This is a genomic window from Sphingomonas aerolata (assembly GCF_023935825.1).
Classification (GTDB): domain Bacteria; phylum Pseudomonadota; class Alphaproteobacteria; order Sphingomonadales; family Sphingomonadaceae; genus Sphingomonas; species Sphingomonas aerolata.
In genome coordinates, this window is record NZ_CP098762.1 from 393293 (window position 1) to 418870 (window position 25578).

Consider the following 25578-nt stretch of genomic DNA (forward strand, 5'->3'; position numbering starts at 1 on the left):
TGCAGTGACTGCGGCTGGGCTCGCGATCGTTGCCGCGGTCGCACTGGGCCGGTTGCCGGCGGGGACGCAACTGCCGACGCATTGGGGCCCTGATGGGCTGCCCGACCGGTTCGCCGATGCAGGAACCGCTCTGTTCATGCCCGTCGCGCTGACGGTGGTGGTGTCGCTGGTGATGGCGGTGCTGCCGTCGCTCGAGCCGATGCAGGACAAGCTCGAACAATCCGCACCGCTCTACCGCACGGCCTGGGCCGGGCTGCTCGGAATCCTGATACTGGTCGAGGCGATGGTCGCCGCGCCGGCCTTTGGCATCACGCTGCCCGCGACGACGATGCTGGTCGGGATCGGCGTGCTGTTCGTGGCGCTCGGCAACGTCCTGCCGAAGTCGCGCCCGGGATTCTTCGTCGGCATCCGCACGCCTTGGGCGATCATGGATCCTGACAACTGGATCGCCACGCATCGTTATGGCGGCCGCATAATGATGGGGGCGGGGCTCGGGTTGATCCTCGTCGCGCTGTTGCCGATGCAGGGCGAAACGCGCACGTCGTTCGTCATCGCGCTGCTGCTCGTGATGGTCGCGACGCCGATCCTTTACTCGTTCTTCTACTGGCGGCGGACGCACCGGGCAGGGTAGGCCTTGTCGCGTGCAGCAAGAACGGATGCGTCGCTACTCGGCCGCCAGCGCCCCGTCATCCTGCCCAGCACGCTCCTGCGCTTGGCGGTTCCACATCTCCGCATACACGCCCTCGCGGCGCAGCAACTCCGCATGCGTGCCCTTCTCGACGATCCGCCCCGCCTCCAGGACGACGATCTGGTCGGCATGCACCACGGTCGACAGCCGGTGCGCGATCACGATCGTGGTGCGGCCGCGCTCGATCGCCTCGAGCGTGTCGAGGATCTCCGCCTCGGTGCGGCTGTCGAGCGCGGACGTCGCCTCGTCGAGGATCAGGATCGGCGGGTTCTTCAGCAGCGTGCGTGCGATCGCCACGCGCTGCTTCTCGCCGCCCGACAGCTTCAGACCACGCTCGCCGACGCGCGTCGCATAGCCCAGCGGCTGGCGTTCGATGAATCCCGCGATCGCCGCGCCCTTCGCCGCCGTCTCGACCTCGGGCATCTCCGCCCCCTCGCGGCCATAGGCGATGTTGTAGCCGATCGTGTCGTTGAACAGCACCGTGTCCTGCGGGACGATCCCGATCGCCGCGCGCAGCGATGCCTGGCGGACCTGCGCAATGTCCTGCCCGTCGACGGTGATCCGTCCGCCCGTCAGGTCGTAGAAGCGGTAAAGCAGTCGCGCGAGCGTCGACTTGCCCGCGCCCGACGGTCCGACCACCGCGAGCGTCGATCCCGCGGGCACGTCGAGCTCGAGATCGCGCAGGATCGGACGGCCCGCATCATAGCCGAACGAGACATTCTCGAACCGGACATGACCCGCGCTGACCGCCAGTACGGGGGCGTCGGCCACATCGACCACGGAAGCGGGCGTGTCGATCAGGTCGAACATCGCCGCCATGTCGAGCGCGCCCTGGCGGATCGTGCGATACACCATGCCGAGCAGGTCGAGCGGCCGGAAGAGCTGCGCCAGCAGCGTCGAGACGAAGACCACGTCGCCCGCCGAGGCCTCGCCCCGGCTCCACCGCCACACGACGAAGCCCATGCCGCCCGCGAGCATCAGGTTGGTGATCAGCGCCTGGCCGAGGTTCAGCCATGCGAGCGAATTCTCGCTCTTCACCGCGGCTTCGGAATAGGCGGTAATCGCGCTGTCATAGCGCTTTGCCTCGCGCTCCTCCGCGCCGAAATACTTGACCGTCTCGAAGTTCAGCAGCGAATCCACCGCATGCGCGACCGCACCGGTATCGAGGTCGTTCATGCGTGCCCGCAGCGCGTTGCGCCAGTCGGTGACCATGCGCGTGAACGCGATATAGCCGACCACCATCACGACCGTCGCGACGACCAGCGGCCAGCCGAATTTGGTCCAGAACAGACCCAGCACCAGCACGAGTTCGAACAGCGTCGGCGCGATGTTGAACAGCAGGAAATACAGCATCGTGTCGATGCTCTTGGTCCCGCGCTCGACCACCTTGGTTACTGCGCCCGTTCGGCGCGACAGATGGAAATCGAGGCTCAGCGCATGGAGATGGCGAAATACCTGCGCGGCCAGACGCCGCGACGCGTCCTGTCCGACACGCTCGAACACCGCGTTGCGCAAATTGTCGAACAGCGTCGTTCCGAACCGCGACGCTGCATAGCCGACCACCAGCAGCGCGACGAGCGTCAGCGCGCCGCGGTCGTTCCCCGCCATCCGGTCGACCGCATATTTCAGCGTGAACGCCGCGCCGAACACCTGCACCAGCTTCGACGCGATCACGAGCAGCATCGCGACGACGATCCGCGCCTTCAGCTTCGGCTGCCCTGCCGGCCACAGGAACGGCAGAAAGCGACGGAGCGTCGGCAGCAACGGCTGGTCCGCGCGGGTGGAGGTGTAGGTATCAGGGGGCATTGCTGGTGGTGATGTAGGCGTGGTCAAGCCCCGGCGAAAGCGGTTGGCGGAACAATCCTGCCACTTCGTCGCTTTTCATACCGTGTCCAACGCCGGGCACGGCGATCCACTGGAGAATGAAATGGAACCGCTGTTCTACGTCATGGCCATCATGGGTTGCAGTGACGGCAATATGAACTGCACCGAGGCACGGGTCGTGCCAGCGCGGTACGAAACGATGGCGCAGTGCCGCGCGGCGCTTCCCGATCAGCTCGCGCAGAACACCGACGTCCCCTATCCAATGATCGGCGCCAACTGCCGCACCGCGGGCGCGCAGATCGCCGTGACAGGCAAGGCCAAGACCCGGGGCTGATATGCCGGTTCACGCGTGTTCGAGTTCGCCTCTTCCCCGTTCGTGCTGAGCGAAGTCGAAGCATAGACCCCGAACGGAGGCCCTTCGACTTCGCTCAAGGCGAACGGATGAGGGGTGAAAGACTAAGCTATCGCGGTCGTGTCCACAGCCTCGGATCGCGCGGCGTACGCGGATACAACCGCTCCCGCGCCGCCGCCTCCCGCGCGGCTTTCGCGATAAACCCCAGCTTCTGCGCCCCCGACGTCGTAACGCGGTGATCCCAGGCATGCTCGCCACGCGCTGCGACGGTCCGCCCGATGGCGCCATAGATACCGGCCGCGGACAGCACGGCCCAGGCCGATCGGAACGATAGCGCGGGCGTGCCCTCCCGTGCGCTCGCCTCGAACGCCGCCGCGCGGTCCGCCATCCGTTTCGTGAGCACCGCGAGGCGCGCGCGGAATGGCGGCTTCATGTGCTGGCCGGGCGGAAAGTCCATCTCGACGAGCCAGTCTTCGGGCAGGTAGCAGCGCCCGACCCGGTCATCCTCCTCGACATCGCGCATGATGTTGGCAAGCTGGAATGCCATTCCCAGGTCACAGGCGCGGTCGAGTGTGTCCTCGTCCTCGGGATCGACGCCCATCGCGATCGCCATCATGCAGCCGACGACGCCCGCGACATGGTAGCAATATTTGTACAGGTCGTTTTCGGAGCGCGGTCGCCACTCGCGCGCATCGAGTGCGAAGCCCTCGACCAGGTCGCGCGCGAACCGCTTGGGCATCCGCGTCTCGGCCGCGACGATCCGCAGCGCGTCGAATGCGGGTTCGCCGACGACCTCGCCCGCCAGCGCCTGCTCGGTCATCGCCGACAGCGTGACGAGCCGCGCCGGGGCATCGTCGACCACGGTCATGCCGTGCCCGTGATCCTGCCCGTCGGCGATGTCGTCGCACCGCCGGCACCAGGCATAGAGCAGCCACGCCCGTTCGCGCGTCGGCTTGTCGAACAACAGGCTGGCGGCCGCGAAACTCTTCGAGCCGCGCGCGATCGATTCCTTCGCCGTCGCGACGATCGCTTCGCGGGTGGGGGAGGGGGAGGTCATGCCGCCACCTTTACTACCACCCCGGCGAAGGCCGGGGCCCAGGTGGGAAAGCAAGTGTAATGACGCGTAGCGCGAGCCAATCTCCGTCCCCCAATTGGGCCCCGGCCTTCGCCGGGGTGGTGCAGGTTAGTGTGCGGCCTCAAGACGCTCACAGATCCGACGCGTTCATCCGGACGATCGGCTGCGTCGGCACATGCTCCGCCATCCGGTCGAGCAGCAGGTCGAGCGTATCCGCGACGATCAGCAGGTCACGGTGCTGCGGTCGCAGGAAGCCGACCTCGCCCATCTTGTCCCAGAACGCGATCAGATGGTCATAATAGCCCGCGGTGTTGAGCAGCCCGACGGGATCCGCATGATAGCCGAGCTGCGCCCAGCTGAGCGCCTCCCACAGCTCGTCCATCGTGCCCGTGCCGCCGGGGATCGTCACGAATCCGTCCGACAGGTCGGTGAACATCTGCTTGCGCTGATGCATGCCCTGCACGACGTGGAGCTCGGTCAGCCCGCGATGCGCGACTTCGGCATCGACCAGCGCCTGCGGGATCACGCCGATCACCTCGCCGCCACCCTCGAGCGCACCATCGGCGATCGCGCCCATCAGGCCGGTGCGGCCACCGCCATAGACGAGGCCGATTCCGCGCTCGGCAAAGGTCCGTCCCAGCGCGCGCGCGCCTTCGATATACAGGGGATCAGCCGGCGTCGCCGACCCGCAATACACAGCAAGTCTTTTCATGTGGCCTCGCTAGGGGAAGCGCGCGTGGTGCCGCAAGAAAAGAATGGGTTCGCGCGGAGACGCGGAGGTGTTGCAGTCCGGACAGCGCTTGCGCTGTCATCATGCCCGCTCCGCCATCCGTTGGAGACACGGTCGCTTCGCGACACGCGCATCACCTCCGCGTCCTCCGCGCCTCCGCGCGAACAAACCCTTACTGCTCGCCCTCAAGCATCAACCGCGCCGTCGCCTTAGCACTCCCGACGACGCCCGGGATCCCCGCCCCCGGATGCGTCCCCGCGCCGACGAAGTACAGGTTCGGGATGTGATCGTCGCGGTTGTGCACGCGGAAATAGGCGCTCTGTGTCAGCACCGGCTCGAGCGAGAAGGCCGAGCCCAGATGCGCGTTCAGATCCTGCGCGAAATCCTTCGGCGCATAGCTGAACTTGGTCACGATCCGGTCGTGGATGTCGGGGATCAGCCGCCGGCCGATCTCGTCAAGGATCCGCTTCTCCAGGATCGGGCCGATCTCGTCCCAGTCGACCGGGAACTTGCCGAGATGCGGCACCGGCGCGAGCGCGTAGAAGGTCGAATGCCCCTCCGGCGCCAGGCTGGGGTCGGTGACGGTCGGATGGTGCAGATAGAGCGAGAAATCTTCCGCCAGCACGCCGTGATCGTAAATGTCCGACAGCAGCCCCTTATAGCGCGGCCCGAACAGGATCATGTGGTGCGGAATGCCCGGCCACGTGCCCTTGATCCCGAAATGCACGACGAACAGCGACGGGCTGTACTTCTTGCGCTCGAGCGACGCCTTGGTCCGCTGTCCGCTGCGCGACGTCGCCAGCAGGTCGCGATAGGTGTGCATGATGTCGCTGTTCGCCGCCACCGCATCCGCCTGGCCCGACCAGCCGCTCGCCGTCGTGACCCCGGTCGCGCGGTCGCCCAGCGTCTCGATCGAGGTGACCGGGTCGTCGAGCCGCAGCACGCCGCCCAGTCGCTCGAACTGGGTCACCAGCGCCGCGACCAGCCGGTTGGTGCCGCCGCGGGCGAACCACACGCCGCCGTCGCGCTCCAGCTTGTGGATCAGGGCATAGATCGCGCTGGTCGTCATCGGATTGCCGCCGACCAGCAGCGTGTGGAACGAGAGCGCCTCGCGCAGCTTCTCGGACTTCACGAAGCTCGACACGATTGAATAGACCGAGCGCCAGGCCTGGTATTTCGCCAGTGCCGGCGCCGCCTTGATCATCGACCCGAAGTCGAGAAACGCGACATGGCCGAGCTTCTCATAGCCTTCGTGAAACACGCCGGCGGAATAGGCGAGGAACTTCTCATAGCCCGCCCAGTCGCCCGGGTGCAGCTTCTCGATCTCGGCGCGCATCTGCGTATCGTCGTTGGTATAATCGAAATTCGTCCCGTCCGCCCAGTTTAGCCGGTAGAAGGGCAGCACCGGGTCGAGCGTCACATCCGCGCTCATGTCGTGCCCGCTCAGCGCCCATAGTTCGCGCAGGCAGTCGGGATCGGTGATGACGGTCGGGCCCGCATCGAAGGTGAAGCCGTCGCGCTCCCAGTAATAACCACGCCCGCCCGGCTTGTCGCGGCTCTCGACGATGGTCGTCTGGACGCCTGCGGATTGCAGCCGGATCGCGAGCGCCAGCCCGCCAAACCCTGCGCCGATGACGATAGCTGTCTTCATGATCTCATACTGCCTGCGATGGCGCGGACGGCGCGCACGATGGGGACGGGGGGCTTGCCGGTCAGGATCCGCGCCTTGTCGGTCATGGTCGAACGTCCGGCATAGAAACGGCCTATCAGCGAAGGGGAGAGGCGATAGAAGCGCTCGAGGATCCGGTAGCGTTCCTCAGGCTCCGCCGCGCGGAACAGCATCGTGTCGAGCATCCGGTAGAAACCGCGGCTCTTCCACGTCGCCTGCGCCATTGCATAGGTCGCGTCGTGCAGCCGTGCGCCCGAGAAATCCCCCAGCGCCGCGATCATCGACGCGGTCCGCACCGCATCGGGCAGCGAATAGCCGGTGGTCGGGTGGAACATCCCCGCGCGCATCCCCGCCTTGGCGACGCGCGCGCCGGTCGAGCGCCAATAGGCCTCGAAATCGCCGCCCATCGCCACCGGCAGCACGCCCGATTCCTCGCGCTCGATCCGCTTCACCGACCAGCCGCGCTCGGCGACATAGGCGTCGATCCGGTCGCGCAGCACGGGCAGATCGAGATCAGGCGTGTCGCTGTAATAGGTGTCCTCGACGAACATCCGCCGCGCCTTGAACGGCAGGCAATAGACGAAACGATAGCCGTCGAGCTGTTCGACGCCCGCATCCATCACCATCGGCCGCGGCGCCTTGTGCATCGCGTCGAGCAGCAGTTCGCGTCCGAGAAATTTCTGCCACGCCAGATCGAGCAGCGTGAGGTCGCCCGGCCCGCGTGCGTCGATCACCCCGGTCGCTTCGATCCGGTCGCCGTCGCTCAGCACCACCGCGGTCGCGCTCGCGCCGCTGACCTTGCGGTCGAGCATCAGCGCGTGTGGCGGCAGGACGCGGCGTACCTCGCGGTCGAGCTGGACGCTCTCGATCGAATTGTAACGCGCGTCTATGGTCCGCGCATGCCCTGGAAAGCGCACGTCATAGCCCTGCCAGCCATGCACCACGAGCGGCGCGACGATCCAGCGGTCCGCCGCCGCCACGTCGCTGTCGAAGAACGACCAGAGGTGATTGCCGCCGACCGTCGGGGCGGCATCGACCAGCCGCACGTCGAGCGCCGGATGCTTCGCTTTGAGCGCCAGCGCGATCATCCCGCCGGCCAGGCCCGCGCCAACGATCGCGACGTCGCAGGAGATCGTCGATGCCATGGCTCCGACTAGCGCAAACCGGCGCCTGCGAAAACAGCCTTTCCCGCCCAATCGCGCGCGAAGACAACCTGCATTGCCGGCCCGGCGGCCTCTTCCGCCACCGGGGCGATCCCCCGCACGTCATCGCCTTCCGCGGCCACCACGTGACGGACGCGAAGGGACGGGGGACGTCAGGTCGGGCATGGCGCGCCGCCGCCATCTCCGCCACTATGTCCATGCCAGATCCGGAGCCGCCATGCCCCCCTCACACCCGACCGACGCTTCGCCCGCACCGCACGCCAGCGATCCCGGCCCCCGCCACCCCCAGGCTCCGATGCTGGCCACGGCGCGCCTGACGCTGAGCGGCCATGTCCCTGCCGATCTCGACGATTGCGCCGCGATGTGGGCCGACGCCCGCGTCTATGCGATGATCGGCGGCACGCCGCGCAGTCGCGAGGAGGTGTGGATCCGGTTGCTCCGCTCGATCGGGCAGTGGACCGCGTTCGGCTATGGTAGCTGGATCGTGCGCGAGACCGCGACCGGCCGGCTGATCGGCGAGATGGGTCTGATCGAAGCGCGGCGCGCGATCCTGCCGCCGATCGACGGTCCCGGTGCGGTCGGCCCCGAAATGGGCTGGACGCTGACCGGCGACGCGCAGGGACAGGGTTATGCGTCGGAGGCGATGGCGGCAGTCCTGGCCTGGGCCGACCCGCGCATCGCCGCCACGACCTGCATCATCGACCCCGGCAACGCGCCCTCGCTCCGCCTCGCCGAGCGCCTCGGCTACCGCCTGCGCATCGAGGGTCGTTATCGTGACGCGCCGATCCTGATCCTCGACCGACGCGCCTGACCGCGTTCGAGGCGGCTATTTCGGCTTGGCGTTGAGCGTCGCCATCCGTGCGACGACCTCCGGGCTCGTGCACGTGGCTTTGTCGAAGCTGGTCGATGGCGGCCGGCGCAGGCAGGTGAAGGCGACCTCTTGCTCCGGGATCATGTCGAGCGGTTCGACGCCAGCATCCTTGCGCGCGATGACGGCGCGCAATTTGGCAAGATAGGTATCCCACCCGCGCTTGTCGGTAACGAGCGTGAGCGATCGATCGGCCGTATCGATCAGCCTCGCTGCCTCGTCGAACCGACCCATCTGCCGGGCAGCGTTCGCGGCCCGTGCCTCCAGCCATAGCCGGTCCGCTACGGGCGTTGCAGGGCCCAATGCCCGAACGCCACGGATGAACAATGTCTGATATCGCTGGAACTGGCTATTTTGCGCGTCGGTGCTGATTTGGGACCTCGGATCGGGCGTCACCTGCCAGATGGCCGACAGCAAAAGTCCGAGACGCAGAACCTCCGGCCGGCCCAGCTTTCCGGCGAGCCAATAGGCCCGGTAATAGGTCGTCTCCGAGCCGATCAGCCGTTTATAATCGGCGGTGCCGATCAGCCGCGCGAGGTTTTCCGCGTCCTGGGTCGAGACCTTGTCGAAAACGACCAACTTGTTGCTCGGGCATTCAGGAAGCGGAAACGGAAAGGGCAAATAGCTGTACGGCTTGCCGTCGGGGCGCTCGCCATAGGTGCTGAACATCGCGGGCTGCCATGCCGAGAACGTCTCGCCGCCCACCGGGCAGGTCATTTCTGCAGGCCCACCGTGAAGCGGTGGCAATTGTCGCGGAGCGGCGGTCGGCACGGGCTGGGCCGATTGCAGCAGCATTGCGAGTAAAATCACTATTGTGGTCCCCGATTATGTCGTGCGGAGGATGCTATGAAAGTCGTGATCCGGCGACAACGACCTTCTGCGGGATGCGCGCGCGGTCATCTTCCCGATCGCGGTGTACGAGCGGCCATCACCCGGCACGCGCAGATGCTTGTGAGCGCGGCATGACGATCACGCTCGTCATCTCCTTGTCTGCGATTGACGTTTTACCGGGTGCGCCCGCCGACCGCGTGTGCTGCAAAGGCGTTCGCTCCAATCTAGGCGCTGCCGTTGCTGTGATAATTCCGCTACGGGTCGTCGCGATTCCGACCCTGGCGGTGCGCTCGGTTTGGCTCTGACGGTCATGACCGTTATGGAGGGGGCCAATCCGATGGGCCGGGAGGTTTTTCCCCGGTTCATGTGGAGGGGAGCATTGGGGACATGGCTGATCACGGCCAGCCACCATCAGCCACATCATGAACGATACAGGTGCAATTATGAGCTCACTTTCCGGTTCTGGGATCGGCTCTGCGGCACCGACCGGGAGCACGGCGATGCAGGCATATCGCATGCCAAGGCTGCCGCGCGTGCTGGCCGCGGCGGCGCTCTGGGCCGTTCTGGCGGCGGCGAGCCCGGTCACGCGGCTTGACGTTGAGGTCGACAATCTTCGCTCGGCCAAGGGGTTGATCCGTATCTGTCTGACCGCCGACCCCGACAATTTCCCCGCCTGTGTCGACGATGCCAAGGCGCTGACCCGGACCCTGCCCGCCGCGGTCCGGACGACGAGCTTTCCGGGCCTGCCGCAGCGCGGCTATGCGCTGGCGATCATCCATGACGAGAACAGCAACTCCAAGCTCGACACGATCGCGGGTATCCCGCGCGAGGGCTATGGCTTCTCGAACAACGCGGCGGTACGCTTCGGACCGCCGCGCTTTTCCGCGGCACGGTTCATGCTCGTCGGTGATGCCGAAATGCAACAGGTCAGGATGCGTTACATCTTCTGACGGATTGCAACGGACCGAATGGGGTTGCCCCGCGTTGCGCGGTGGAACCTTTTTGTCCGGAGCCCGTCCTTGCGCGCATTCTCACTCGTTCTGACTGCCGCAACCGCGGCAGTCGCCCTCGCCACGCCGGCACTTGCGCAGACGGATCCCAATCCGACCCCGCCAATCACCGATCCCGCCGACAACAACCGCATCACACTCGGTCTGGGTGTCGCGTCGCTTCCCGATTACGAGGGTGCGGACAGCAACAGCTTCACCCCCGGCGCGGTCGCGATCGGTACGGTCCGCGGGCATGATTTCTTCACGCGCGGTACGCAGCTCTATGTGAACCTGATCCCCAATACCGGGTCGGTCGGCATCAACTACGAAGTCGGCGTCATCGCCGCCGTCCGCACCGATCGCACGGGCCGGGTCGACAACCGGCAGGTCCGCGCGCTCGGCAAGATCGACACGGCCTATGAAGTCGGCGGCTTTGTCGGCATCGGCAAGACCGGCGTCATCACCAGCGATTACGACACGCTGACCGCGCGCGTCGCCTATATCCACGACGTGTCGGGCACGCACGACAGCTATGTCATCACCCCGCAGGTCAACTACACCACGCCGCTGTCGGTCCGCACCCTGGTCGCCTTCGGCCTATCGGCGGATTATGCGGGCAAGGGCTTTGGCCGGACCTATGCGGCGGTCACGCCGATCGGCACGATCAACAGCGGTCTGCGCACCTATGACATCAACGACAGCGGTTTCCGCCGCGTCAACGTCTCCGCCTTCGCGTTGCAGAGCCTGTCGGGCGATCTGCGCCGTGGGTTCGGCGTCGGCGCGGGCGTGCTCTACGGCCGCATGCTCGGCAAGTACAAGGACAGCCCGATCGTCGCGGACGTCGGCGATGCCGACCAGTGGCTCGGCGCGGTGGGCCTGACCTACACCTTCTGATCGCAACCCGCCGATCGACCCGAAACCCCGTGCGGCCCGACCGCGCGGGGTTTTTCGTTTGCGCCCCCGTCCGTTGCGCCTATGCTCGCCCTACCCCGGGGGAGCGCCGATCCGCGCTTGAGAGGAAGGCAGGAGCCTTCGACCCGCTGAACCTGATCCGGTTGATACCGGCGGAGGGAGGGAGCGGTCGCCACAGAACCGCATGCCTTGCTCCGAGACCTTTAGGAGCAAGCGCATGGCCGATTACGATCCCCGCATCCCGACCGCCGACATCGGCGTCACCACCGGCCCGATCCGCGGCTCGCGGAAGATCCATGTCGCGGTGCCCTCCAGCCCCGACGTCCGCGTCGCGATGCGCGAGATCGTGCTCGACCCCAGCTGTTCCGAGCCGCCCTTGCGCGTCTACGACACCAGCGGTCCGTACACCGACCCGCGCGCCACGATCGACATCAACGCCGGCCTGCCGCAACTCCGCCGCCAGTGGATCGAGGCGCGGGGCGATGTCGAAAGTTACGACGCGCGCGCGGTCCGGCCCGAGGATAATGGCCAGCTCGGCCCCGACCGCTCGGGCGGCGTGCCGCAATTCCCCGGCAGTATCGCACGCCCGTTGCGCGCCAGGGCCGGCGCCAATGTCAGCCAGATGCACTATGCCCGCCGCGGCATCATCACGCCCGAGATGGAATATGTCGCGACCCGCGAGAATCTCGGCCGCGCGATGCTGAAAGAGTATAAGCGCGACGGCGAGAGCTTCGGTGCGTCGATCCCCGACTTCGTCACCCCCGAATTCGTCCGCGACGAGGTCGCGCGCGGCCGCGCGATCATCCCCAACAACGTCAATCACCCCGAATCCGAGCCGATGGCGATCGGCCGCAACTTCCTGGTCAAGATCAACGCCAATATCGGCAATTCCGCGGTCGCGTCGAACGTCGCCGCCGAGGTCGACAAGCTTGTCTGGTCGATCCGCTGGGGCGCGGACACGGTGATGGACCTCAGCACCGGCCGCAACATCCACGACACGCGCGAATGGATCCTGCGCAACAGCCCCGTGCCGATCGGCACCGTGCCGATCTATCAGGCACTCGAGAAGGTCGGCGGCGTCGCCGAGGATCTGACCTGGGAAATCTTCCGCGACACGCTGATCGAACAGGCGGAGCAGGGCGTGGATTACTTCACGATCCACGCGGGCGTGCGCCTCGCCTATATCCCGATGACCGCCAAGCGCGTCACCGGCATCGTCTCGCGCGGTGGCTCGATCATGGCGAAATGGTGCCTCAGCCACCACAAGGAGAGCTTCCTCTACGAGCGCTTCGACGAGATCACCGAGATCATGAAGGCGTATGACATCGCCTATTCGCTCGGCGACGGGCTGCGCCCCGGCAGCATCGCCGACGCGAACGACGAGGCGCAGTTCAGCGAGCTCTACACGCTCGGCGAACTCACCCACCGCGCATGGAAGAGCGATGTCCAGGTGATGATCGAGGGCCCCGGCCATGTGCCGATGCACAAGATCAAGGAAAACATGGAAAAGCAGCTCGAGGTCTGCGGCGAGGCGCCCTTCTACACACTCGGGCCGCTCACCACCGACATCGCGCCGGGTTATGACCATATCACCAGCGGCATCGGCGCGGCGCAGATCGGCTGGTACGGCACCGCCATGCTTTGCTACGTGACGCCCAAGGAGCATCTCGGGCTCCCCGACCGCGACGACGTGAAGGTCGGCGTTGTCACCTACAAGCTCGCCGCGCATGCCGCCGATCTGGCGAAGGGGCATCCCGCCGCGCAGGTGCGCGACGACGCGTTGAGCCGCGCGCGCTTCGAATTCCGCTGGCGCGATCAGTTCAACCTGAGCCTCGACCCCGATACGGCCGAGCAGTATCACGACCAGACGCTCCCCGCAGAAGGCGCCAAGACCGCGCATTTCTGCTCGATGTGCGGTCCCAAATTCTGCTCGATGAAGATCACGCAGGAGGTGAGGGACTTCGCCGCGAAACAGAATGGCCCCGCCGACACGTTCCTCGCAGCCGATGTCGATCAGACCGACGCCAACCGCGCGATCTTCGCCAAGGGCGCGCATGCCGACGCGGAAAAGGGCATGGCGGAAATGAGCGAGAGGTTCCGCGAGAAGGGCAGCGAGATCTACCTCCCCGCGGACGTCTGATCCGCCACACCCCGAACTCCTCCCCCGGCAGGGGGAGGATCAGGGGCGCATCCGTTACCGCTTGCGCACGAACTCCGCGCGCAGCACCAGTCCCTTGATCCCCTCGTAACGGCAGTCGATCTCCTGCGCGTCGCCGGTCAGGCGGATCGCCTTGATCAGCGTGCCGCGCTTGAGCGTCTGGCCCGCGCCCTTGACGGTCAGGTCCTTGATCAGCGTCACCTGGTCGCCGTCCGCTAGCACGTTGCCGACCGAGTCGCGGACCACGACCGCGTCGTCGTCCGCCGCGCGGGTCGTGGATGCGGCGTCGGCGGCGACCCATTCGCCGCTGGCCTCGTCATAGACGTAATCGTCGTCCGCCATCGTCATCGTCCTATTTCGTGCCGGATCACTTGAGCGTCGTCATCTCGACGGGCTTGCCCTTGGTCGTGGGGTTCGACGCGTTCGCCTTGGGCTCCTTCTCGGCCTTGGGCTTGCGGACTTCCTTGTTCGATTTCTTCTGGCTCTTGGCCATGATGCTGCCCTTCCGGCGGGGCGGAGCGCCCCGGGACGGCGACGATACACGCTTGCACTCGCGCATACCCGTAGATTCGGATCGCCAGATCGCCCCGGCAGTGCGGGCATCGCGGGCAACCTCGGCCCGATCGGCGCGTTGGGATGAAAAGAGCATGAGGGGGCTGCGATGCATATCGGATCCGGGGCTGCGCCGATCACCCTGTCGCTGCGTGCGGGGATGGCAATGCTTGCCATGGCCGTGTCAGGCTGCAGTGCGGGCGACGATTCCCAGCAGACCGCTGCGGTTACGAATTTCACACCGCCTGCCACGCGGACGCCGATCCCCGTGGCGGGGCAGGCACAGACCACGCCGCTCACCGCCTATGTCGGCAAATATCCGCATGACGCGGTCGATGGCGTCGATTTCTTCGATCGCACCGAGGTGGCCGGCGGGTTGCTCGCGGTGGTCGACGATGCCCGGCTGCGGTCGCTGATCCGCGGGCGTTCGGGGCCGCAGACGCCGATCTTCCAACGGGGCCGGCGCATCGCCTCCTGGGGCTGCGAAGCGCATAATTGCGGCGATCACAACTGGATGGTCGCGATCGATCCGGCGGGTGGCACGGCGCAGGCCTGTTATCACGATGCCGGTACGATGCGGGACCAGAGCCGCTGGTATGCCGATGGCGCACCGGTCCTGCGCCCCGGCGCCTGTCCTTCGGAGGGTGGAAACGATGCTTGAACACATGCCTGCCTGGCTCGGCCACGCACTTAAAGGATTGCGCGCCGGTGCGGACGCGCTGGTGATCGCCCGGTCCGGTCTCGGGTCGGGCGCACAGGCCGGCACGGGGTTCGCGACGCTCGACCTGACCAGCCCCGCCTTTGCGCATGAGGGGCGGTTGCCGCCGCGGTTCACCGCCGATGGTGACGGGGTGTCGCCGCCGCTGCTCTGGAGCACGCCGCCTGCGGGCACCGCCGCGCTCGCGCTGATCGTCGAGGATGCGGATGCGCCGACTCCGCAGCCGCTGGTCCACGCGATCGTCTGGCATATCGCTGCCGATCGGGTGCGACTGGCCGAAGGTGCGATCACGGCCGACGGCGCAGGGACGCCCGATGGCGATGTCGGGCGCAATTCCTATCTGCGCGAAGGCTGGCTGCCGCCCGATCCGCCGACCGGGCATGGCGAACATCGCTACGCCTTCCAGCTTTTCGCGCTCGATGCGGCGCTGGGCGATCCAGGCGTATCACCGGGCCGCACCGCGCTGGTCGAGGCGATGTCGGGACATGTGCTCGCGGCGGGGTTGCTGATCGGGACCTATTCGCGCGAGGAGGCCGCGCCCGTCGGCCCCGCTTCATCGGCCATGCCGGCCTGACCGCGACCCGCGCGTGGCGGGCAGGGATCCGCCGCGCTGCCGGTCAGGCGAACGCTGCGGCGTGGGTCGCGATCAGCAGGACGGTGGTCGAGAAGGCGACGATGCCGACGAGCAGGCTGCTGTCCCGCAGGCGGTCGGGCCGCGATTGGGCGCGATGGAGATGACGAAGCATGATGCAGTCTCCGCAGTCCGGCCGGATCACGCGATCGGGATGATCGGCGTCGCGGCGCTGATCGCGATGCCGGCGAAGACCAACGCGCCGGCGAACGAGAGGAGGATGCGCTTGGCGGATTCGAAATGGATCGAGGACATGGTGGCTTCCCTTCGGTGATGGCGGCGTCCGGACCATCCGGCTGCCGATATCCCCTGCTTTGCACACCCCGTGCCAGTTCCGTATCCAGCTGAATCAGCGAGATTTTTCGCAGCAGCCCCGCAGCAGTTGGGATTTTGCGCCACACTAATCCGGTGAACGGCGCCAAGGATCGGTGCCGCGGACCGCCGCGCGGATCAGGCGGCGCAGATCCGGTCGCGCCCGTCGCCCTTGGCGGTGTAGAGGAGCCGGTCGGCGCGGGCGAACGCGCTCTCGGCGGCTTCGTCCGCGTGGATCGCGGTGACGCCTGCCGAAAAGGTGATCTGGCCGAGCGGCGAATCGGTCTCACGATTGCGGAAGCGTTTGGCGGCGACGATCGCGCGGACCGAATCGAGCAGGCGCGCGGCGTCGCTCAGGCTGACGCCGCACAACAGCACTGCAAACTCCTCGCCGCCGTGCCGCACGACGAGATGCCCCTCGCACCCCGCCGCGATCATCTGGCCGATCGCGGTCAGCACCCGGTCGCCGACGCCGTGGCCGAACGCGTCATTGACTCGCTTGAACCGGTCGACGTCGCATACCGCCAGGCAATAGGGGCCCTTGTCCGCGTCACGTGCGCCGAACGCCTCGTCGAACGCGCGCCGATTGGGCAGGCCGGTCAGCGTGTCGCGCCGTGCGCTGTCGCGCGCCTCGATCAGCTTGGCCCGCAGGACGTCGGTCTCGTGCTTCGCCTTGGCCAACCGCACCTCGGACTCACGGATCCGGCCGATCATCGCGGTGGTGATCCGCGTGATCTCGTCGATCTCGGCTAGTCCCGGCGAGGTCGTGATCGCTGCCGCGCTTTCCGCCAGGTCATGGCCGAAGCCGCGGGTCTCGGCGTGGATGCTGTGCATGATCGTCGCGAATCCGTCGACATACTCCTGCGTCTCGGCAACCAGCCGGTCCGCCTGCCCTTCGCGTTGCGCGGGATCGCACGGGTCGTCGGGATCGACCACCGCAGAGGGCTCGGTGACCTGTCCGCCAAGCGCCTCGATATCCCTGCGCAGCAGCCGGACGCCGCCCTCGGTCAATTGCGCAACCTGCGCCGCGAGCGGGCCGTCCGGCGCCGACAGCACGGCATGCGCGAACGCATAATGCGACGGATCCGGACGCAACCGGTGCTTACGGAGGAATCGGCCGATCTGGTCGAACAGGTCCTCCGTGCTCACCTGTTGTGCGCCGTGCGCGTCCCGCATGTCATTTGCCCCCGTTTCGCCCCCGGAATAGAACGATAAAGGTTAGCAACGCGTGACGATTTGCAAGCCTATCGGCGGTTAAGCGTCTCGACTGCGGCCAGCGTCGAACTGACATGCTCAGCCGGGTTCATGTCGTCGTGAACAAAGGCGACCCGGCCGTCGCGGCCAATCACGTAACTGGTGCGCTTCGTGACGTCGCGTCCCATCACTTGCTTGCCGAGCGCGACGTCATAGCCCGCGACGACCTTCGGCCCTGCACTGGCGACCGCGAACTTGCCCGCGCATTTCTCCGCCGAGAATTTGCTCAGCGTCTCGACGTTGTCCGCCGACATGCCGATCACCGTCGCGCCGGCCTTCTTGAACGCGGGGACCGCCTCGGCAAAGGCATGCGCCTCGGCATTGCAGCCACCGGTATAGGCCGCGGGGAAGAAGTAGAGCACGACGGGGCCCTTCTTCAGCTGTTCGGCGAGGTGGACCGTGAACACCTTGCCGGCGATCGCGCCGCGCGTGGTGAAGTCGGGTGCCTTCGCACCGGGCGCGAGCGCCGCGACTGCGGGGGTGGCGAGGAGGAGGGCGGCAAGGGTCGGGACGAGGCGCATGGGGCTATACTCCGGTATGATCGCAATGACGTACGCCCGCTCGCGGCATCCGTCCATTGCCCGCGCCGTACAGGCTCGATAGGCAGGGCACATGCCAGTGACCCAAGCCGATATCGACCTCGCGCACCGCCTCGCGGATGCCGCGGGCCAGGTCATCCGACCCTATTTCCGCCATGAGCATGGCGTCGAGATCAAGGAGGACCAGTCCCCCGTCACCCGCGCCGACCGCGAGGCCGAATCGGCGATGCGCCGGCTGCTCGACGCCGAACGCTCGGGCGACGGCATCGTCGGCGAGGAATTTGGCGAGAAGACCGGTGTCACCAACCGCAAATGGGTGCTCGACCCGATCGACGGCACGCGCAGCTTCACCGTCGGCCGCGCGATCTTTGGCACGCTGATCGCGCTGGTCGAGGATGGCTGGCCGGTGCTCGGGATCATCGACCAGCCGGTCCAGCGCGAACGCTGGGTCGGCGTCGCGGGGCGTCCGACGACGTTGAACGGCGTGCCGGTGCGCACCCGGGTCTGCCGCGAGCTTGCGGGATCGACGATCGCGACGACCAGCCCGCATCTGTTCGACGAGGCTGACGTCCCGCATTACCTAGCGCTCGTCGCGGCTATCTCGGGCGGCAATCCGCGCCAGGGGCCGGTCTATGGCGGCGACTGCTATAATTACGGCCTGCTCGCGAGCGGGCATCTCGACGTCGTCTGCGAATCGGGTCTCCAGCTCTACGATTTCGCTGCGCTGGTCCCGGTCGTCGAAGGCGCCGGCGGGATGATGTGCGACTGGAACGGCGACCCGCTGACCGCGGACAGCGAAGGTCATGTGCTCGCGATCGGCGATCCGGCGCGGCTGGACGACGTGCTCGAGGCGATGCACCGGATCGCGGGTGATGCGCATGATCATGGCGGTCACGACCACTGAGACCGTCTTGGCGGCCGACGGGCGTCACGCCTCGCACCTAGTCCCATATCCGTCATCCCGGCGAAAGCCGGGACCCATGGATACGGCACGGTCGCTTACTGCGCTGGCCGAAACCATGGGCCCCGGCGTTCGCCGGGGTGACGGGATGGATGTGGTGGGTAAGCATGGGCGCGGAGCGCGGCGGCCGCCGCCGCTTTAGAAGATCCCGAGAAACTTCTTCTTCTGCCCCTTCTTCTCCGCCTCGGACGCCTTGCCGTCCTCGCCCTTGGCGGTCGTCCCGCGGCCGACATCGTCGCGCGTCTCGCCCTTGGTCGTCCGCTGCGCCTTGGCGGTCGCGCCGGCCAGCACCGGGCCGCACGCGGTGGCCTTCGCATCGCCGACATCCACGAACGCAAGCACACCCGCGACCGGCGTCGCCACCAGCGCGAGGCCCAGCCCGGTGCCGACGCGGGCGAGCAGGTCCTTCGACACCACGCTCATCTTCGGTGCCGCGAACACCCCGCCGAACCCGACCGGCGACTGGCCCGCAAACAGGCTGAACTTCTTCGAATCGGCGCGGAAGGCGAGGTCGACCGCCTCGTTGCGGAAGCTGAACCCGCCGCGCCCGACGATCACGTTCTTTCTCGTGTCGATCAGGATCGGGTCCGCTGCCGCCACACCGCCGCGCACGGTGAAGCCGATCAGGCCGCAATTGACCTGGACCGGCTCGTCGAGCTTGCCCTGGAACATGCGCTGCGCGAACGTGCCGATGTCGAGCTCGGCGAGCTGGACGTTGCGCACCGACAGGGCGCCCGACGGCATCACGAACGCGATCCGGCCGCGTGACGACGCCAGCGAATCATGGATCGAATCGCCGCGCCCGTCGAGCTTGATCCGCCCCTTGATCGTGCCGGTCGTCCCCGCCTCGGCAAGCCCATAGCCCTTGAGCAACCGCCCCATCGGCGTCGGCGCGAGGCGAATGTCGTAGGACACCGCGCTCGGCCGCGACCGCGTGTCGAAGACCGCGTCAGAGGCGACATTGCCGCGCGCCATCGCAAACGTCAGCGGCGACAGCGCCAGCCGCCCGCGCTCGAGGTCGAGCGTCAGGTCGACGTTCGAGATCGGGATGTTCTTCGACCGCACCACGCCGATCGTCCATTTCAGGTCGGCATCGAAGATCTGCATCGTCTCGACCGGGAAATTCCCATCGGGCAACAGGCGTTGCGCGCCCGCACCGGTCGCGGCGGCGGCCGCCACCGCGCCGCGGCTCTCGACGATGTCGGGATTGTAGCCGATGAACGGCGCGGCATCGACGATATCGAGGCTCTTGGTCGCCAGCACCGAATCGAGATGGATGCGTTCGCCATTGGTGATCGTCAGCTTGCCCGCCAGATCGGTCTTACCCGCCACGCCGGTGATCCGCGTGAAATGATATTCCTCGCCCTGTTTCACGAGCTGTCCGCGCAGCCGATAGGTGCGTGTGTTCGGGATCGCGACGTCGATCACGCCGAGCAGGGTCGACAGGTTGGCACCGCGCGCGGTCACTGCGAGCGGCACGTTCTCGACGTCCGCGATGCTCGGCAGCGTGCCGGCGACGTCGATAACGTTGCCCGCCGCGCGCATCCGCGCGACCAGCTTGTTCTGTCCCCGATTGGCGGTCGCGTCGGGCGACAGCAGCTGCGCGGTCACCGTGAACGGCGTCTCGCGCAGCTGGCCGGTGCCCTTGAGGCCGACCGCGCGGCCGATCGTCGCATCGACCGAGCGGATGTCGGCGACGTCGAGATTGGCGAGCACGCGCATTCGCGGGTCGAGATAGCGCACGCTCGTCCCCGTCACCGTCGCCACGTCGATCCGCGGGAATTCGAGCGGCTCGCCGCCCTTCTTGTCGCTGAACGTCCAGCTATTGGCGGTATGCGCGGCATTCCATTCGAGATCGACCGCGCCGTTGACCAGATCGAGCCAGTAGAGCCGCCGCTTGCCGAAGATCAGCGACAGCGGCGCGATCCGCGTGTCGAGCTTGTCCGCCTGGAAGAGGTTGGGCCGGCTCGCCCAGTCGGGGTTGGAGAGCGTGAAGCGCTCGGCATAGAATTTGATTCGGAACGGCGCGAAATAGAGCTGGAAATCGCCGCCGACGGTCACCGTCCTGTTGGTCATCGACCCGACGATCCGCTCGAACGGATGCTTCAGGAAGCGACCCTTGGTGATGTAGAGTACCAGCCAGATCGCGGCGATCACCGCGACGATCCCGATCAGAATGTTGCGCAGGATCCGCCGTTTGCGCCTCTTCTGCGCCGCGGCGGGCGGGGGGGCGTCGATCGGCTGCGTCGGGCTGGCGTCCATGATAAGCCTATCGCATGGCGGGCGCAGCGGTTCCACTATGGTCGGATGCCGCATTAATGCGGGAATGCGGCTTGAGATTCCGGACCGATGCGGGTATCGGCCCCGCTTCCTCGAAGGGATGCGCGTTCGACGAATCGCCCGGCCAGTGTGGGCTGCCGCGGCGATTTCAGCGTTTCCCTTCGTAACCGAAAGGATAAAAATGCCCAAGCTGAAGACCAAGAGCGGCGTCAAGAAGCGCTTCAAGCTCACCGCCACCGGCCTGCTCAAGCACGGCGTCGCCGGCAAGCGTCACCGTCTGGCGCATCACAACGGCAAGTACATCCGTCAGAACCGCGGCACCAAGCTGCTGTCCAAGGCCGATACCGCAGCAGTGAAGGCCTGGGCGCCTTACGGCCTGCGTTGAGCTGAGAAGGAATTAGACAATGGCACGCGTAAAACGGGGTGTTACCACCCGCGCCAAGCACAAGCGTATTTTGGTTCAGGCGAAGGGCTATTATGGCCGTCGCAAGAACACCATCCGCATCGCCCGTCAGGCCGTCGAAAAGGCCGGACAGTATGCTTACCGCGACCGCAAGGTTAAGAAGCGCACCTTCCGTGGCCTGTGGATCCAGCGCATCAACGCCGGCGTCCGCGCCGAGGGTCTGACCTATTCGCAGTTCATGCACGGCGTGAAGCTGGCGGGTATCGAACTCGACCGGAAGGTCCTGGCCGACATCGCGATGCACGAGGGCGCAGCCTTCAGCGCGATCGTCGCACAGGCGAAGGCAGCACTTCCCCAGGCCGCGTAATCCGCGACTGAGGTTGGGTTTGAAAAGGGCGCCGGTGGGAAACCACCGGTGCCCTTTTTCGCGTTTGGGGAGGAGCGCAATTCACCGATGCGGAGCACCCGCCCCCCTTCCGTCATCCCGGCGAACGCCGGGATCCATGGTTACGGCGGACCCGGCGATAACGTGCTACCATCACCCGGCCCGTAACCATGGGTCCCGGCGTCCGCCGGGATGACGGAGCTAAGGACGCCAGAGGCGGGCGCAAACGGGGGAGCAAGAAATGCGCGAAACCTTCCAGCCCTGCGTCTACATCCTCGCCTCCTGCCGCCACGGAACGCTCTATGTCGGCGTCACCTCAAATCTGCTCGCGCGGCTGGTTCAGCACCGCGAGGGGTTGATCCCCGGCTTCACTCACCGGTACGGCATCAGGCGTCTCGCCTATTACGAGATGTTCGACACGATGGAGGCCGCGATCGTTCGCGAGAAGCGGCTGAAGGAGTGGCGAAGAGCGTGGAAGATCGAGCTGATCGAAGCGCACAACGAAAATTGGGACGATCTGGGTATCGGTTTGGGGCTGCCCCGCCTACCCGATCTGCCGACCGAACCCGCTCTGGGAGTATGACGTGACGCAAGACCTGAACCAGATGCGTGAACACATGTTGGCGGCGATCGCCGCGGCATCCGGCCTCGACGCGCTGGAGGCGTGCCGGGTCGAGGCGCTCGGCAAGCAGGGCACGATCACCGCGCTGCTGAAGACGCTCGGCAAGATGACCCCCGACGAGCGCCTCGTGCAGGGGCCGCTGATCCAGGGGCTGCGCGAGGCGGTCGCGAACGGCATCGCAGATCGCAAGGCGACGCTCGAACGCACCGCGCTCGACGCGCGCCTCGCCAGTGAAACGCTCGACATGACTCTCCCCGCCGACGCGCCCATGCCCGGCACGATCCACCCGGTCAGCCAGGTCATGGACGAACTCGCCGAGATCTTCGCCGACCTGGGCTTCGCGGTCGCGACGGGTCCCGAGATCGAAACCGACTGGCATAATTTCTCCGCGCTCAACATCCCCGAGACGCATCCGGCGCGCGCGATGCACGACACCTTCTATCTCCAGCAGGGGATCGACGCGAAGGCCGCGGGCACCGCCGACGAGAAGACGACCTTCTCGCTGCTCCGCACGCATACCTCGCCCGTCCAGATCCGCACGATGCTGGGCCAGAAGCCGCCGATCCGCATCATCGCGCCGGGCCGCACCTACCGCTCGGACTCGGACGCCACGCACACGCCGATGTTCCACCAGGTCGAGGGCCTCGTGATCGACAAGGGCATCACGCTCGGCCATCTGAAGTGGACGCTCGAAACCTTCGTGAAGGCGTTCTTCGAGCGTGACGACATCGTGCTCAGGATGCGCCCGAGCTACTTCCCGTTCACCGAACCCTCGGTCGAGATCGACGTCGGCTACACGCTGGTCAAGGGCAAGCGCGTCGTCGGCGGCGCGGAGCCAGACGGCTGGCTCGAGATCCTTGGCTCGGGGATGGTCCACCGCAAGGTGATCGAGGCGTGCGGGCTCGACCCCGACGAGTGGCAGGGCTTCGCGTTCGGCTGCGGGATCGACCGGCTCGCGATGCTCAAATACGGCATGGACGACCTCCGCCCATTCTTCGACGGCGATATCCGCTGGCTGAAACATTATGGTTTCTCGAGCCTCGACGTCCCCACTCTGTCGGCAGGAGTCGGCGCATGAAGTTCACGCTCAGCTGGCTCAAGCAGCACCTCGACACCACCGCCACGCTCGACCAGATCGTCGACGCGCTCACGCGTATCGGCCTCGAAGTCGAAGGCGTCGAGAATCCGGGCGAGAAGCTCGCCGCGTTCCGCATCGCCAAGGTGCTCAGCGCCGAACGCCATCCGCAGGCCGACAAGCTCCAGATCCTGTCGGTCGACGCCGGTGACGGTCCGCTCCAGGTCGTCTGCGGCGCGCCGAACGCGCGCGCCGGGCTGGTCGGCGTATTCGGCGCACCCGGCGCCTACGTCCCCGGTCTCGACGTGACGCTCAAGCTCGCGAGCATCCGCGGCGTCGAATCGAACGGCATGATGTGTTCGACGCGCGAACTGGAGCTCGGCGAGGATCATGACGGCATCATCGAGCTGCCCGAGGACGCGCCGATCGGCACGCCCTACCCCGATTATGCCGGGCTCACCGATCCCGTCATCGACGTCGCGATCACCCCCAACCGCCAGGACTGCATGGGCGTGCGCGGCATTGCGCGAGACCTCGCCGCTGCCGGCATGGGCACGCTCACACCGCTGATCTTCGATCCGATCGTCACCGACGGGGCAGGGCCATCGGTCCGCACCGAAGACACCGCCGGCTGCCCCGCTTTCTTCGCGCAGACCGTCACCGGTGTGACCAACGGCGACTCCCCCGACTGGATGCGCCGCAGCCTGCTCGCGATCGGCCAGAAGCCGATCTCCGCGCTGGTCGACATCACCAATTACCTGATGATCGACCTCGGCCGGCCCTTGCACGTCTACGACCGCGCCAAGCTGTCGGGCGGCCTTGTCGCGCGCAAGGCGAACGACGGCGAACAGGTCGTCGCGCTCAACGGCAAAACCTACACGCTCGATGCCAGCATGACCGTCATCGCCGATGATGTGGCCGTGCACGACATCGGCGGCATCATGGGCGGCGAGCATTCGGGCGTCTCCGCGGACACCACCGACGTGCTGATCGAGTGCGCCTATTTCGATCCCGACCATATCGCGCGCACCGGCCAGAAGCTCACGCTCACCTCCGACGCGCGCAGCCGCTTCGAACGCGGCGTCGACCCGGCGTTTCTCGACGATGGCCTCGCGATCGCCACCGCGCTCGTGCTCCACGTATGCGGCGGCACCGCGAGTGAGGTCACGCACTCGGGCGAAGCACCGTCGGAGCCCCGCGTGATCCACTACGACCCCCGCCTCAGTGCAGACCTCGGCGGCCTCCACGTCGCCCCCGAACGCCAGGCGCGCACGCTGCTGTCGCTCGGCTTCACGATCGGTGCGATCAAGAGCGCGGATGCGTTCAGCGACGCGCTGTTCTCGACGATCGAGGGCAAATGGCCGGTCACGGTCCCGAGCTGGCGCCGCGACGTCGACGGCCCCGCCGACCTCGTCGAGGAAGTCGTCCGGATCGAGGGCATCGACAATATCCCCTCGACGCCGCTGCCGCGCTTGCCCGGCGTCGCCAAGCCCACCGCCACGCCCGAGCAGAAGCTCGAACGCCGCGCGCGTCGCGCCGCCGCCGCGCGCGGCCTCGACGAGGCGGTGACGTGGAGCTTCCTCTCGGAGGCCGAAGCCGCACCCTTCGGCGGCGGCGCGTGGACGCTCGCCAACCCGATCAGCGAAGACCTGAAGGTCATGCGCCCCTCGCTGCTCCCCGGCCTGCTCGCCGCGACGGGGCGCAACCTCAAGCGCGGCCAGCAGAGCGTCCGCCTGTTCGAGATCGGTCGCCGCTATCTCGCCGACGCAGAACGCGCGACATTGGGCGTGGTGCTGGCGGGCGACCGCCGCCCGCGCGGCTGGCGTGACGGCAAGGCCGCGAGCTTCGACGCCTATGATGCGAAGGCCGAAGCGCTCGCACTGCTCGCCGCTTCGGGCGCACCGGTCGACAATCTCCAGGTCATGGGGGAGGCGGGTGGTGCCTGGCATCCGGGCCAGTCGGGCACGCTCCGGCTTGGGCCGAAGACGGTGCTGGCAAGCTTCGGCATGCTGCATCCGCTGGTCCTGAAGGCGTTCGACCTCGACGGCGCGGTCGCTGCGGTCGAAGTCTATCTCGACGCGATCCCGCCCAAGCGCGCCTCTGGCTTCGCCCGCCCGGCCTACACGCCGCCGGCGTTGCAGGCGGTCCGCCGCGACTTCGCGTTCCTCGTGCCGGCGGCGCTCGCGACCGACGCGCTGGTCCGTGCGGTCAAGGGCGCCGACAAGGCTGCGATCGTCTCGGCGCGCGTGTTCGACGTGTTCACCGGGCAGGGCGTCGAGGACGGCCACAAGTCGGTAGCGGTCGAGATCGTCCTGCAACCCACCGCCAAGAGCTTCACCGACGAGGAGCTGAAGGCGGTCGCGGACAAGGTCGTCGCGGCAGCGGCTAAACAAGGCGCGAGCCTGCGCGTCTGAGCGTCTCCTCACCCTCCAACACCACCCCGGCGAAGGCCGGGGCCCAGCTGGGGAACGGGAGTAACGGCGGACAGTCCCTCGTTACTTCCACCTTTCCAACTGGACCCCGGCCTTCGCCGGGGTGGGGCCGGCGGGCTGTCCGATGAGCGTTTTGAAGACCCGCGCGTTCGACC

Annotated in this window: 27 protein-coding genes and 1 riboswitch; of the genes, 15 read left to right on the plus strand and 12 right to left on the minus strand. The window is 67.0% G+C overall.

Annotated elements, in window-relative coordinates; translation table 11 throughout:
* The first annotated feature begins 4 nt into the window (after nt 1-4).
* A complete protein-coding gene (locus NEF64_RS01850) occupies nt 5-631 on the plus strand; it encodes an SdpI family protein (protein ID WP_162235397.1) in 627 nt (208 codons plus the stop codon).
* A gap of 33 nt (nt 632-664) precedes the next feature.
* On the opposite strand, the gene NEF64_RS01855 is transcribed toward NEF64_RS01850, so the two are convergent.
* A complete protein-coding gene (locus NEF64_RS01855; protein ID WP_056406732.1) occupies nt 665-2494 on the minus strand; it encodes an ABCB family ABC transporter ATP-binding protein/permease in 1830 nt (609 codons plus the stop codon).
* Between the two features lie 19 nt (nt 2495-2513).
* Between NEF64_RS01855 and NEF64_RS01860 the strand changes: the two genes are divergently transcribed.
* A complete protein-coding gene (locus tag NEF64_RS01860) occupies nt 2514-2846 on the plus strand; it encodes a hypothetical protein (RefSeq protein ID WP_235516396.1) in 333 nt (110 codons plus the stop codon).
* A gap of 127 nt (nt 2847-2973) precedes the next feature.
* Here the strand turns inward: NEF64_RS01860 and NEF64_RS01865 are convergent, their stop codons facing one another.
* The 4 genes from NEF64_RS01865 to crtY all read right to left on the minus strand — a co-directional run bounded on the left by NEF64_RS01865 (nt 2974) and on the right by crtY (nt 7483).
* Complete coding sequence (locus NEF64_RS01865; protein ID WP_056406736.1) at nt 2974-3921, minus strand: phytoene/squalene synthase family protein; 948 nt, start codon at nt 3919-3921, stop codon at nt 2974-2976.
* Between the two features lie 148 nt (nt 3922-4069).
* The gene (locus NEF64_RS01870) at nt 4070-4651 is read right to left on the minus strand and encodes an LOG family protein (RefSeq protein ID WP_031394045.1); all 582 of its coding nucleotides are present in this window, start codon (nt 4649-4651) and stop codon (nt 4070-4072) included.
* Between the two features lie 190 nt (nt 4652-4841).
* A complete protein-coding gene (locus tag NEF64_RS01875) occupies nt 4842-6320 on the minus strand; it encodes a phytoene desaturase (protein WP_031394044.1) in 1479 nt (492 codons plus the stop codon).
* Nucleotides 6317-7483, minus strand: coding sequence for a lycopene beta-cyclase CrtY (gene crtY, locus NEF64_RS01880; RefSeq protein ID WP_031394043.1), 1167 nt, complete (start codon nt 7481-7483; stop codon nt 6317-6319). The genes NEF64_RS01875 and crtY overlap by 4 nt, the downstream gene beginning before the upstream one ends.
* Nucleotides 7484-7718: 235 nt before the next feature.
* Here crtY and NEF64_RS01885 point away from each other — a divergent pair, with 235 nt between their 5' ends.
* Entirely contained in the window at nt 7719-8312 is a 594-nt protein-coding gene (locus NEF64_RS01885; RefSeq protein WP_081877539.1) for a GNAT family N-acetyltransferase, read from the plus strand.
* Nucleotides 8313-8327: 15 nt separating this feature from the next.
* On the opposite strand, the gene NEF64_RS01890 is transcribed toward NEF64_RS01885, so the two are convergent.
* A complete protein-coding gene (locus tag NEF64_RS01890) occupies nt 8328-9179 on the minus strand; it encodes a hypothetical protein (RefSeq protein WP_159043441.1) in 852 nt (283 codons plus the stop codon).
* 385 nt (nt 9180-9564) lie between these two features.
* Here NEF64_RS01890 and NEF64_RS19340 point away from each other — a divergent pair, with 385 nt between their 5' ends.
* From NEF64_RS19340 to thiC, 4 genes are all read left to right on the plus strand, one after another.
* Nucleotides 9565-9795 carry a sterol desaturase family protein gene (locus NEF64_RS19340; protein ID WP_416374985.1) on the plus strand — a complete coding sequence of 77 codons (231 nt, stop codon included), beginning with the start codon at nt 9565-9567 and terminating at the stop codon, nt 9793-9795.
* Nucleotides 9701-10150 carry a DUF2141 domain-containing protein gene (locus NEF64_RS01900; RefSeq protein ID WP_234387247.1) on the plus strand — a complete coding sequence of 150 codons (450 nt, stop codon included), beginning with the start codon at nt 9701-9703 and terminating at the stop codon, nt 10148-10150. Before NEF64_RS19340 ends, NEF64_RS01900 begins: the two co-directional genes overlap by 95 nt.
* 69 nt (nt 10151-10219) lie before the next feature.
* Nucleotides 10220-11083 (plus strand): MipA/OmpV family protein, encoded by an 864-nt coding sequence (locus tag NEF64_RS01905; protein ID WP_234387246.1) that lies wholly within the window; start codon nt 10220-10222, stop codon nt 11081-11083.
* Between the two features lie 88 nt (nt 11084-11171).
* Nucleotides 11172-11279: riboswitch (TPP riboswitch) on the plus strand.
* Nucleotides 11280-11318: 39 nt separating this feature from the next.
* Entirely contained in the window at nt 11319-13241 is a 1923-nt protein-coding gene (gene thiC, locus NEF64_RS01910) for a phosphomethylpyrimidine synthase ThiC (protein ID WP_056406738.1), read from the plus strand.
* 54 nt (nt 13242-13295) lie between these two features.
* Here the strand turns inward: thiC and NEF64_RS01915 are convergent, their stop codons facing one another.
* Together NEF64_RS01915 and NEF64_RS19230 are read right to left on the minus strand one after the other, a co-directional pair.
* Nucleotides 13296-13601 carry an alkylphosphonate utilization protein gene (locus NEF64_RS01915; RefSeq protein WP_031394037.1) on the minus strand — a complete coding sequence of 102 codons (306 nt, stop codon included), beginning with the start codon at nt 13599-13601 and terminating at the stop codon, nt 13296-13298.
* Nucleotides 13602-13626: 25 nt separating this feature from the next.
* The gene (locus tag NEF64_RS19230; protein WP_260171387.1) at nt 13627-13752 is read right to left on the minus strand and encodes a hypothetical protein; all 126 of its coding nucleotides are present in this window, start codon (nt 13750-13752) and stop codon (nt 13627-13629) included.
* Nucleotides 13753-13920: 168 nt separating this feature from the next.
* Between NEF64_RS19230 and NEF64_RS01920 the strand changes: the two genes are divergently transcribed.
* Both NEF64_RS01920 and NEF64_RS01925 read left to right on the plus strand, forming a co-directional pair.
* Entirely contained in the window at nt 13921-14472 is a 552-nt protein-coding gene (locus NEF64_RS01920) for a hypothetical protein (protein WP_056406740.1), read from the plus strand.
* The gene (locus tag NEF64_RS01925) at nt 14465-15103 is read left to right on the plus strand and encodes a YbhB/YbcL family Raf kinase inhibitor-like protein (protein WP_056406742.1); all 639 of its coding nucleotides are present in this window, start codon (nt 14465-14467) and stop codon (nt 15101-15103) included. Before NEF64_RS01920 ends, NEF64_RS01925 begins: the two co-directional genes overlap by 8 nt.
* A 43-nt stretch (nt 15104-15146) precedes the next feature.
* On the opposite strand, the gene NEF64_RS19235 is transcribed toward NEF64_RS01925, so the two are convergent.
* From NEF64_RS19235 to NEF64_RS01935, 3 genes are all read right to left on the minus strand, one after another.
* Complete coding sequence (locus NEF64_RS19235) at nt 15147-15275, minus strand: hypothetical protein (RefSeq protein ID WP_261362612.1); 129 nt, start codon at nt 15273-15275, stop codon at nt 15147-15149.
* Between the two features lie 335 nt (nt 15276-15610).
* Nucleotides 15611-16621: a GGDEF domain-containing protein gene (locus NEF64_RS01930; protein ID WP_320466478.1), complete on the minus strand. Its 1011-nt coding sequence runs from the start codon at nt 16619-16621 to the stop codon at nt 15611-15613.
* A 95-nt stretch (nt 16622-16716) separates the two neighbouring features.
* On the minus strand, nt 16717-17247 hold the full coding sequence (locus NEF64_RS01935; protein WP_031395292.1) for a peroxiredoxin: 531 nt from the start codon (nt 17245-17247) through the stop codon (nt 16717-16719).
* 91 nt (nt 17248-17338) lie between these two features.
* On the opposite strand from NEF64_RS01935, the gene NEF64_RS01940 reads away from it, so the two are divergent.
* Nucleotides 17339-18169 (plus strand): inositol monophosphatase family protein, encoded by an 831-nt coding sequence (locus NEF64_RS01940; RefSeq protein ID WP_031395291.1) that lies wholly within the window; start codon nt 17339-17341, stop codon nt 18167-18169.
* Nucleotides 18170-18364: 195 nt separating this feature from the next.
* Here the strand turns inward: NEF64_RS01940 and NEF64_RS01945 are convergent, their stop codons facing one another.
* A complete protein-coding gene (locus NEF64_RS01945) occupies nt 18365-20488 on the minus strand; it encodes an AsmA family protein (protein ID WP_056406744.1) in 2124 nt (707 codons plus the stop codon).
* Between the two features lie 199 nt (nt 20489-20687).
* On the opposite strand from NEF64_RS01945, the gene rpmI reads away from it, so the two are divergent.
* The 5 genes from rpmI to pheT all read left to right on the plus strand — a co-directional run bounded on the left by rpmI (nt 20688) and on the right by pheT (nt 25405).
* Nucleotides 20688-20891 (plus strand): 50S ribosomal protein L35, encoded by a 204-nt coding sequence (gene rpmI / locus NEF64_RS01950; RefSeq protein ID WP_031395289.1) that lies wholly within the window; start codon nt 20688-20690, stop codon nt 20889-20891.
* 19 nt (nt 20892-20910) lie between these two features.
* Nucleotides 20911-21276 carry a 50S ribosomal protein L20 gene (gene rplT, locus NEF64_RS01955; RefSeq protein WP_031395288.1) on the plus strand — a complete coding sequence of 122 codons (366 nt, stop codon included), beginning with the start codon at nt 20911-20913 and terminating at the stop codon, nt 21274-21276.
* 259 nt (nt 21277-21535) lie between these two features.
* On the plus strand, nt 21536-21877 hold the full coding sequence (locus tag NEF64_RS01960) for a GIY-YIG nuclease family protein (RefSeq protein WP_056406746.1): 342 nt from the start codon (nt 21536-21538) through the stop codon (nt 21875-21877).
* Nucleotides 21878-21899: 22 nt separating this feature from the next.
* A complete protein-coding gene (pheS, locus tag NEF64_RS01965) occupies nt 21900-22994 on the plus strand; it encodes a phenylalanine--tRNA ligase subunit alpha (protein ID WP_200912191.1) in 1095 nt (364 codons plus the stop codon).
* The gene (gene pheT / locus NEF64_RS01970; protein ID WP_252574559.1) at nt 22991-25405 is read left to right on the plus strand and encodes a phenylalanine--tRNA ligase subunit beta; all 2415 of its coding nucleotides are present in this window, start codon (nt 22991-22993) and stop codon (nt 25403-25405) included. Before pheS ends, pheT begins: the two co-directional genes overlap by 4 nt.
* The last annotated feature ends 173 nt before the right edge of the window (nt 25406-25578 follow it).

Bases quoted from the DNA above. Each gene is read 5' to 3' on its own strand.
- rpmI (WP_031395289.1), top strand. From the start codon at position 20,688: ATGCCCAAGCTGAAGACCAAGAGCGGCGTCAAGAAGCGCTTCAAGCTC.
- NEF64_RS19340 (WP_416374985.1), top strand. From the start codon at position 9,565: ATGTGGAGGGGAGCATTGGGGACATGGCTGATCACGGCCAGCCACCAT.
- NEF64_RS01935 (WP_031395292.1), bottom strand. From the start codon at position 17,247: ATGCGCCTCGTCCCGACCCTTGCCGCCCTCCTCCTCGCCACCCCCGCA.
- NEF64_RS19235 (WP_261362612.1), bottom strand. From the start codon at position 15,275: ATGCTTCGTCATCTCCATCGCGCCCAATCGCGGCCCGACCGCCTGCGG.
- rplT (WP_031395288.1), top strand. From the start codon at position 20,911: ATGGCACGCGTAAAACGGGGTGTTACCACCCGCGCCAAGCACAAGCGT.
- NEF64_RS01915 (WP_031394037.1), bottom strand. From the start codon at position 13,601: ATGGCGGACGACGATTACGTCTATGACGAGGCCAGCGGCGAATGGGTC.
- NEF64_RS01925 (WP_056406742.1), top strand. From the start codon at position 14,465: ATGCTTGAACACATGCCTGCCTGGCTCGGCCACGCACTTAAAGGATTG.
- NEF64_RS01945 (WP_056406744.1), bottom strand. From the start codon at position 20,488: ATGGACGCCAGCCCGACGCAGCCGATCGACGCCCCCCCGCCCGCCGCG.
- NEF64_RS01865 (WP_056406736.1), bottom strand. From the start codon at position 3,921: ATGACCTCCCCCTCCCCCACCCGCGAAGCGATCGTCGCGACGGCGAAG.
- NEF64_RS01940 (WP_031395291.1), top strand. From the start codon at position 17,339: ATGCCAGTGACCCAAGCCGATATCGACCTCGCGCACCGCCTCGCGGAT.
- NEF64_RS01920 (WP_056406740.1), top strand. From the start codon at position 13,921: ATGCATATCGGATCCGGGGCTGCGCCGATCACCCTGTCGCTGCGTGCG.
- pheT (WP_252574559.1), top strand. From the start codon at position 22,991: ATGAAGTTCACGCTCAGCTGGCTCAAGCAGCACCTCGACACCACCGCC.
- NEF64_RS01870 (WP_031394045.1), bottom strand. From the start codon at position 4,651: ATGAAAAGACTTGCTGTGTATTGCGGGTCGGCGACGCCGGCTGATCCC.
- NEF64_RS01900 (WP_234387247.1), top strand. From the start codon at position 9,701: ATGCAGGCATATCGCATGCCAAGGCTGCCGCGCGTGCTGGCCGCGGCG.
- NEF64_RS01875 (WP_031394044.1), bottom strand. From the start codon at position 6,320: ATGAAGACAGCTATCGTCATCGGCGCAGGGTTTGGCGGGCTGGCGCTC.
- NEF64_RS01855 (WP_056406732.1), bottom strand. From the start codon at position 2,494: ATGCCCCCTGATACCTACACCTCCACCCGCGCGGACCAGCCGTTGCTG.
- thiC (WP_056406738.1), top strand. From the start codon at position 11,319: ATGGCCGATTACGATCCCCGCATCCCGACCGCCGACATCGGCGTCACC.
- crtY (WP_031394043.1), bottom strand. From the start codon at position 7,483: ATGGCATCGACGATCTCCTGCGACGTCGCGATCGTTGGCGCGGGCCTG.
- NEF64_RS01960 (WP_056406746.1), top strand. From the start codon at position 21,536: ATGCGCGAAACCTTCCAGCCCTGCGTCTACATCCTCGCCTCCTGCCGC.
- pheS (WP_200912191.1), top strand. From the start codon at position 21,900: ATGCGTGAACACATGTTGGCGGCGATCGCCGCGGCATCCGGCCTCGAC.
- NEF64_RS01885 (WP_081877539.1), top strand. From the start codon at position 7,719: ATGCCCCCCTCACACCCGACCGACGCTTCGCCCGCACCGCACGCCAGC.
- NEF64_RS19230 (WP_260171387.1), bottom strand. From the start codon at position 13,752: ATGGCCAAGAGCCAGAAGAAATCGAACAAGGAAGTCCGCAAGCCCAAG.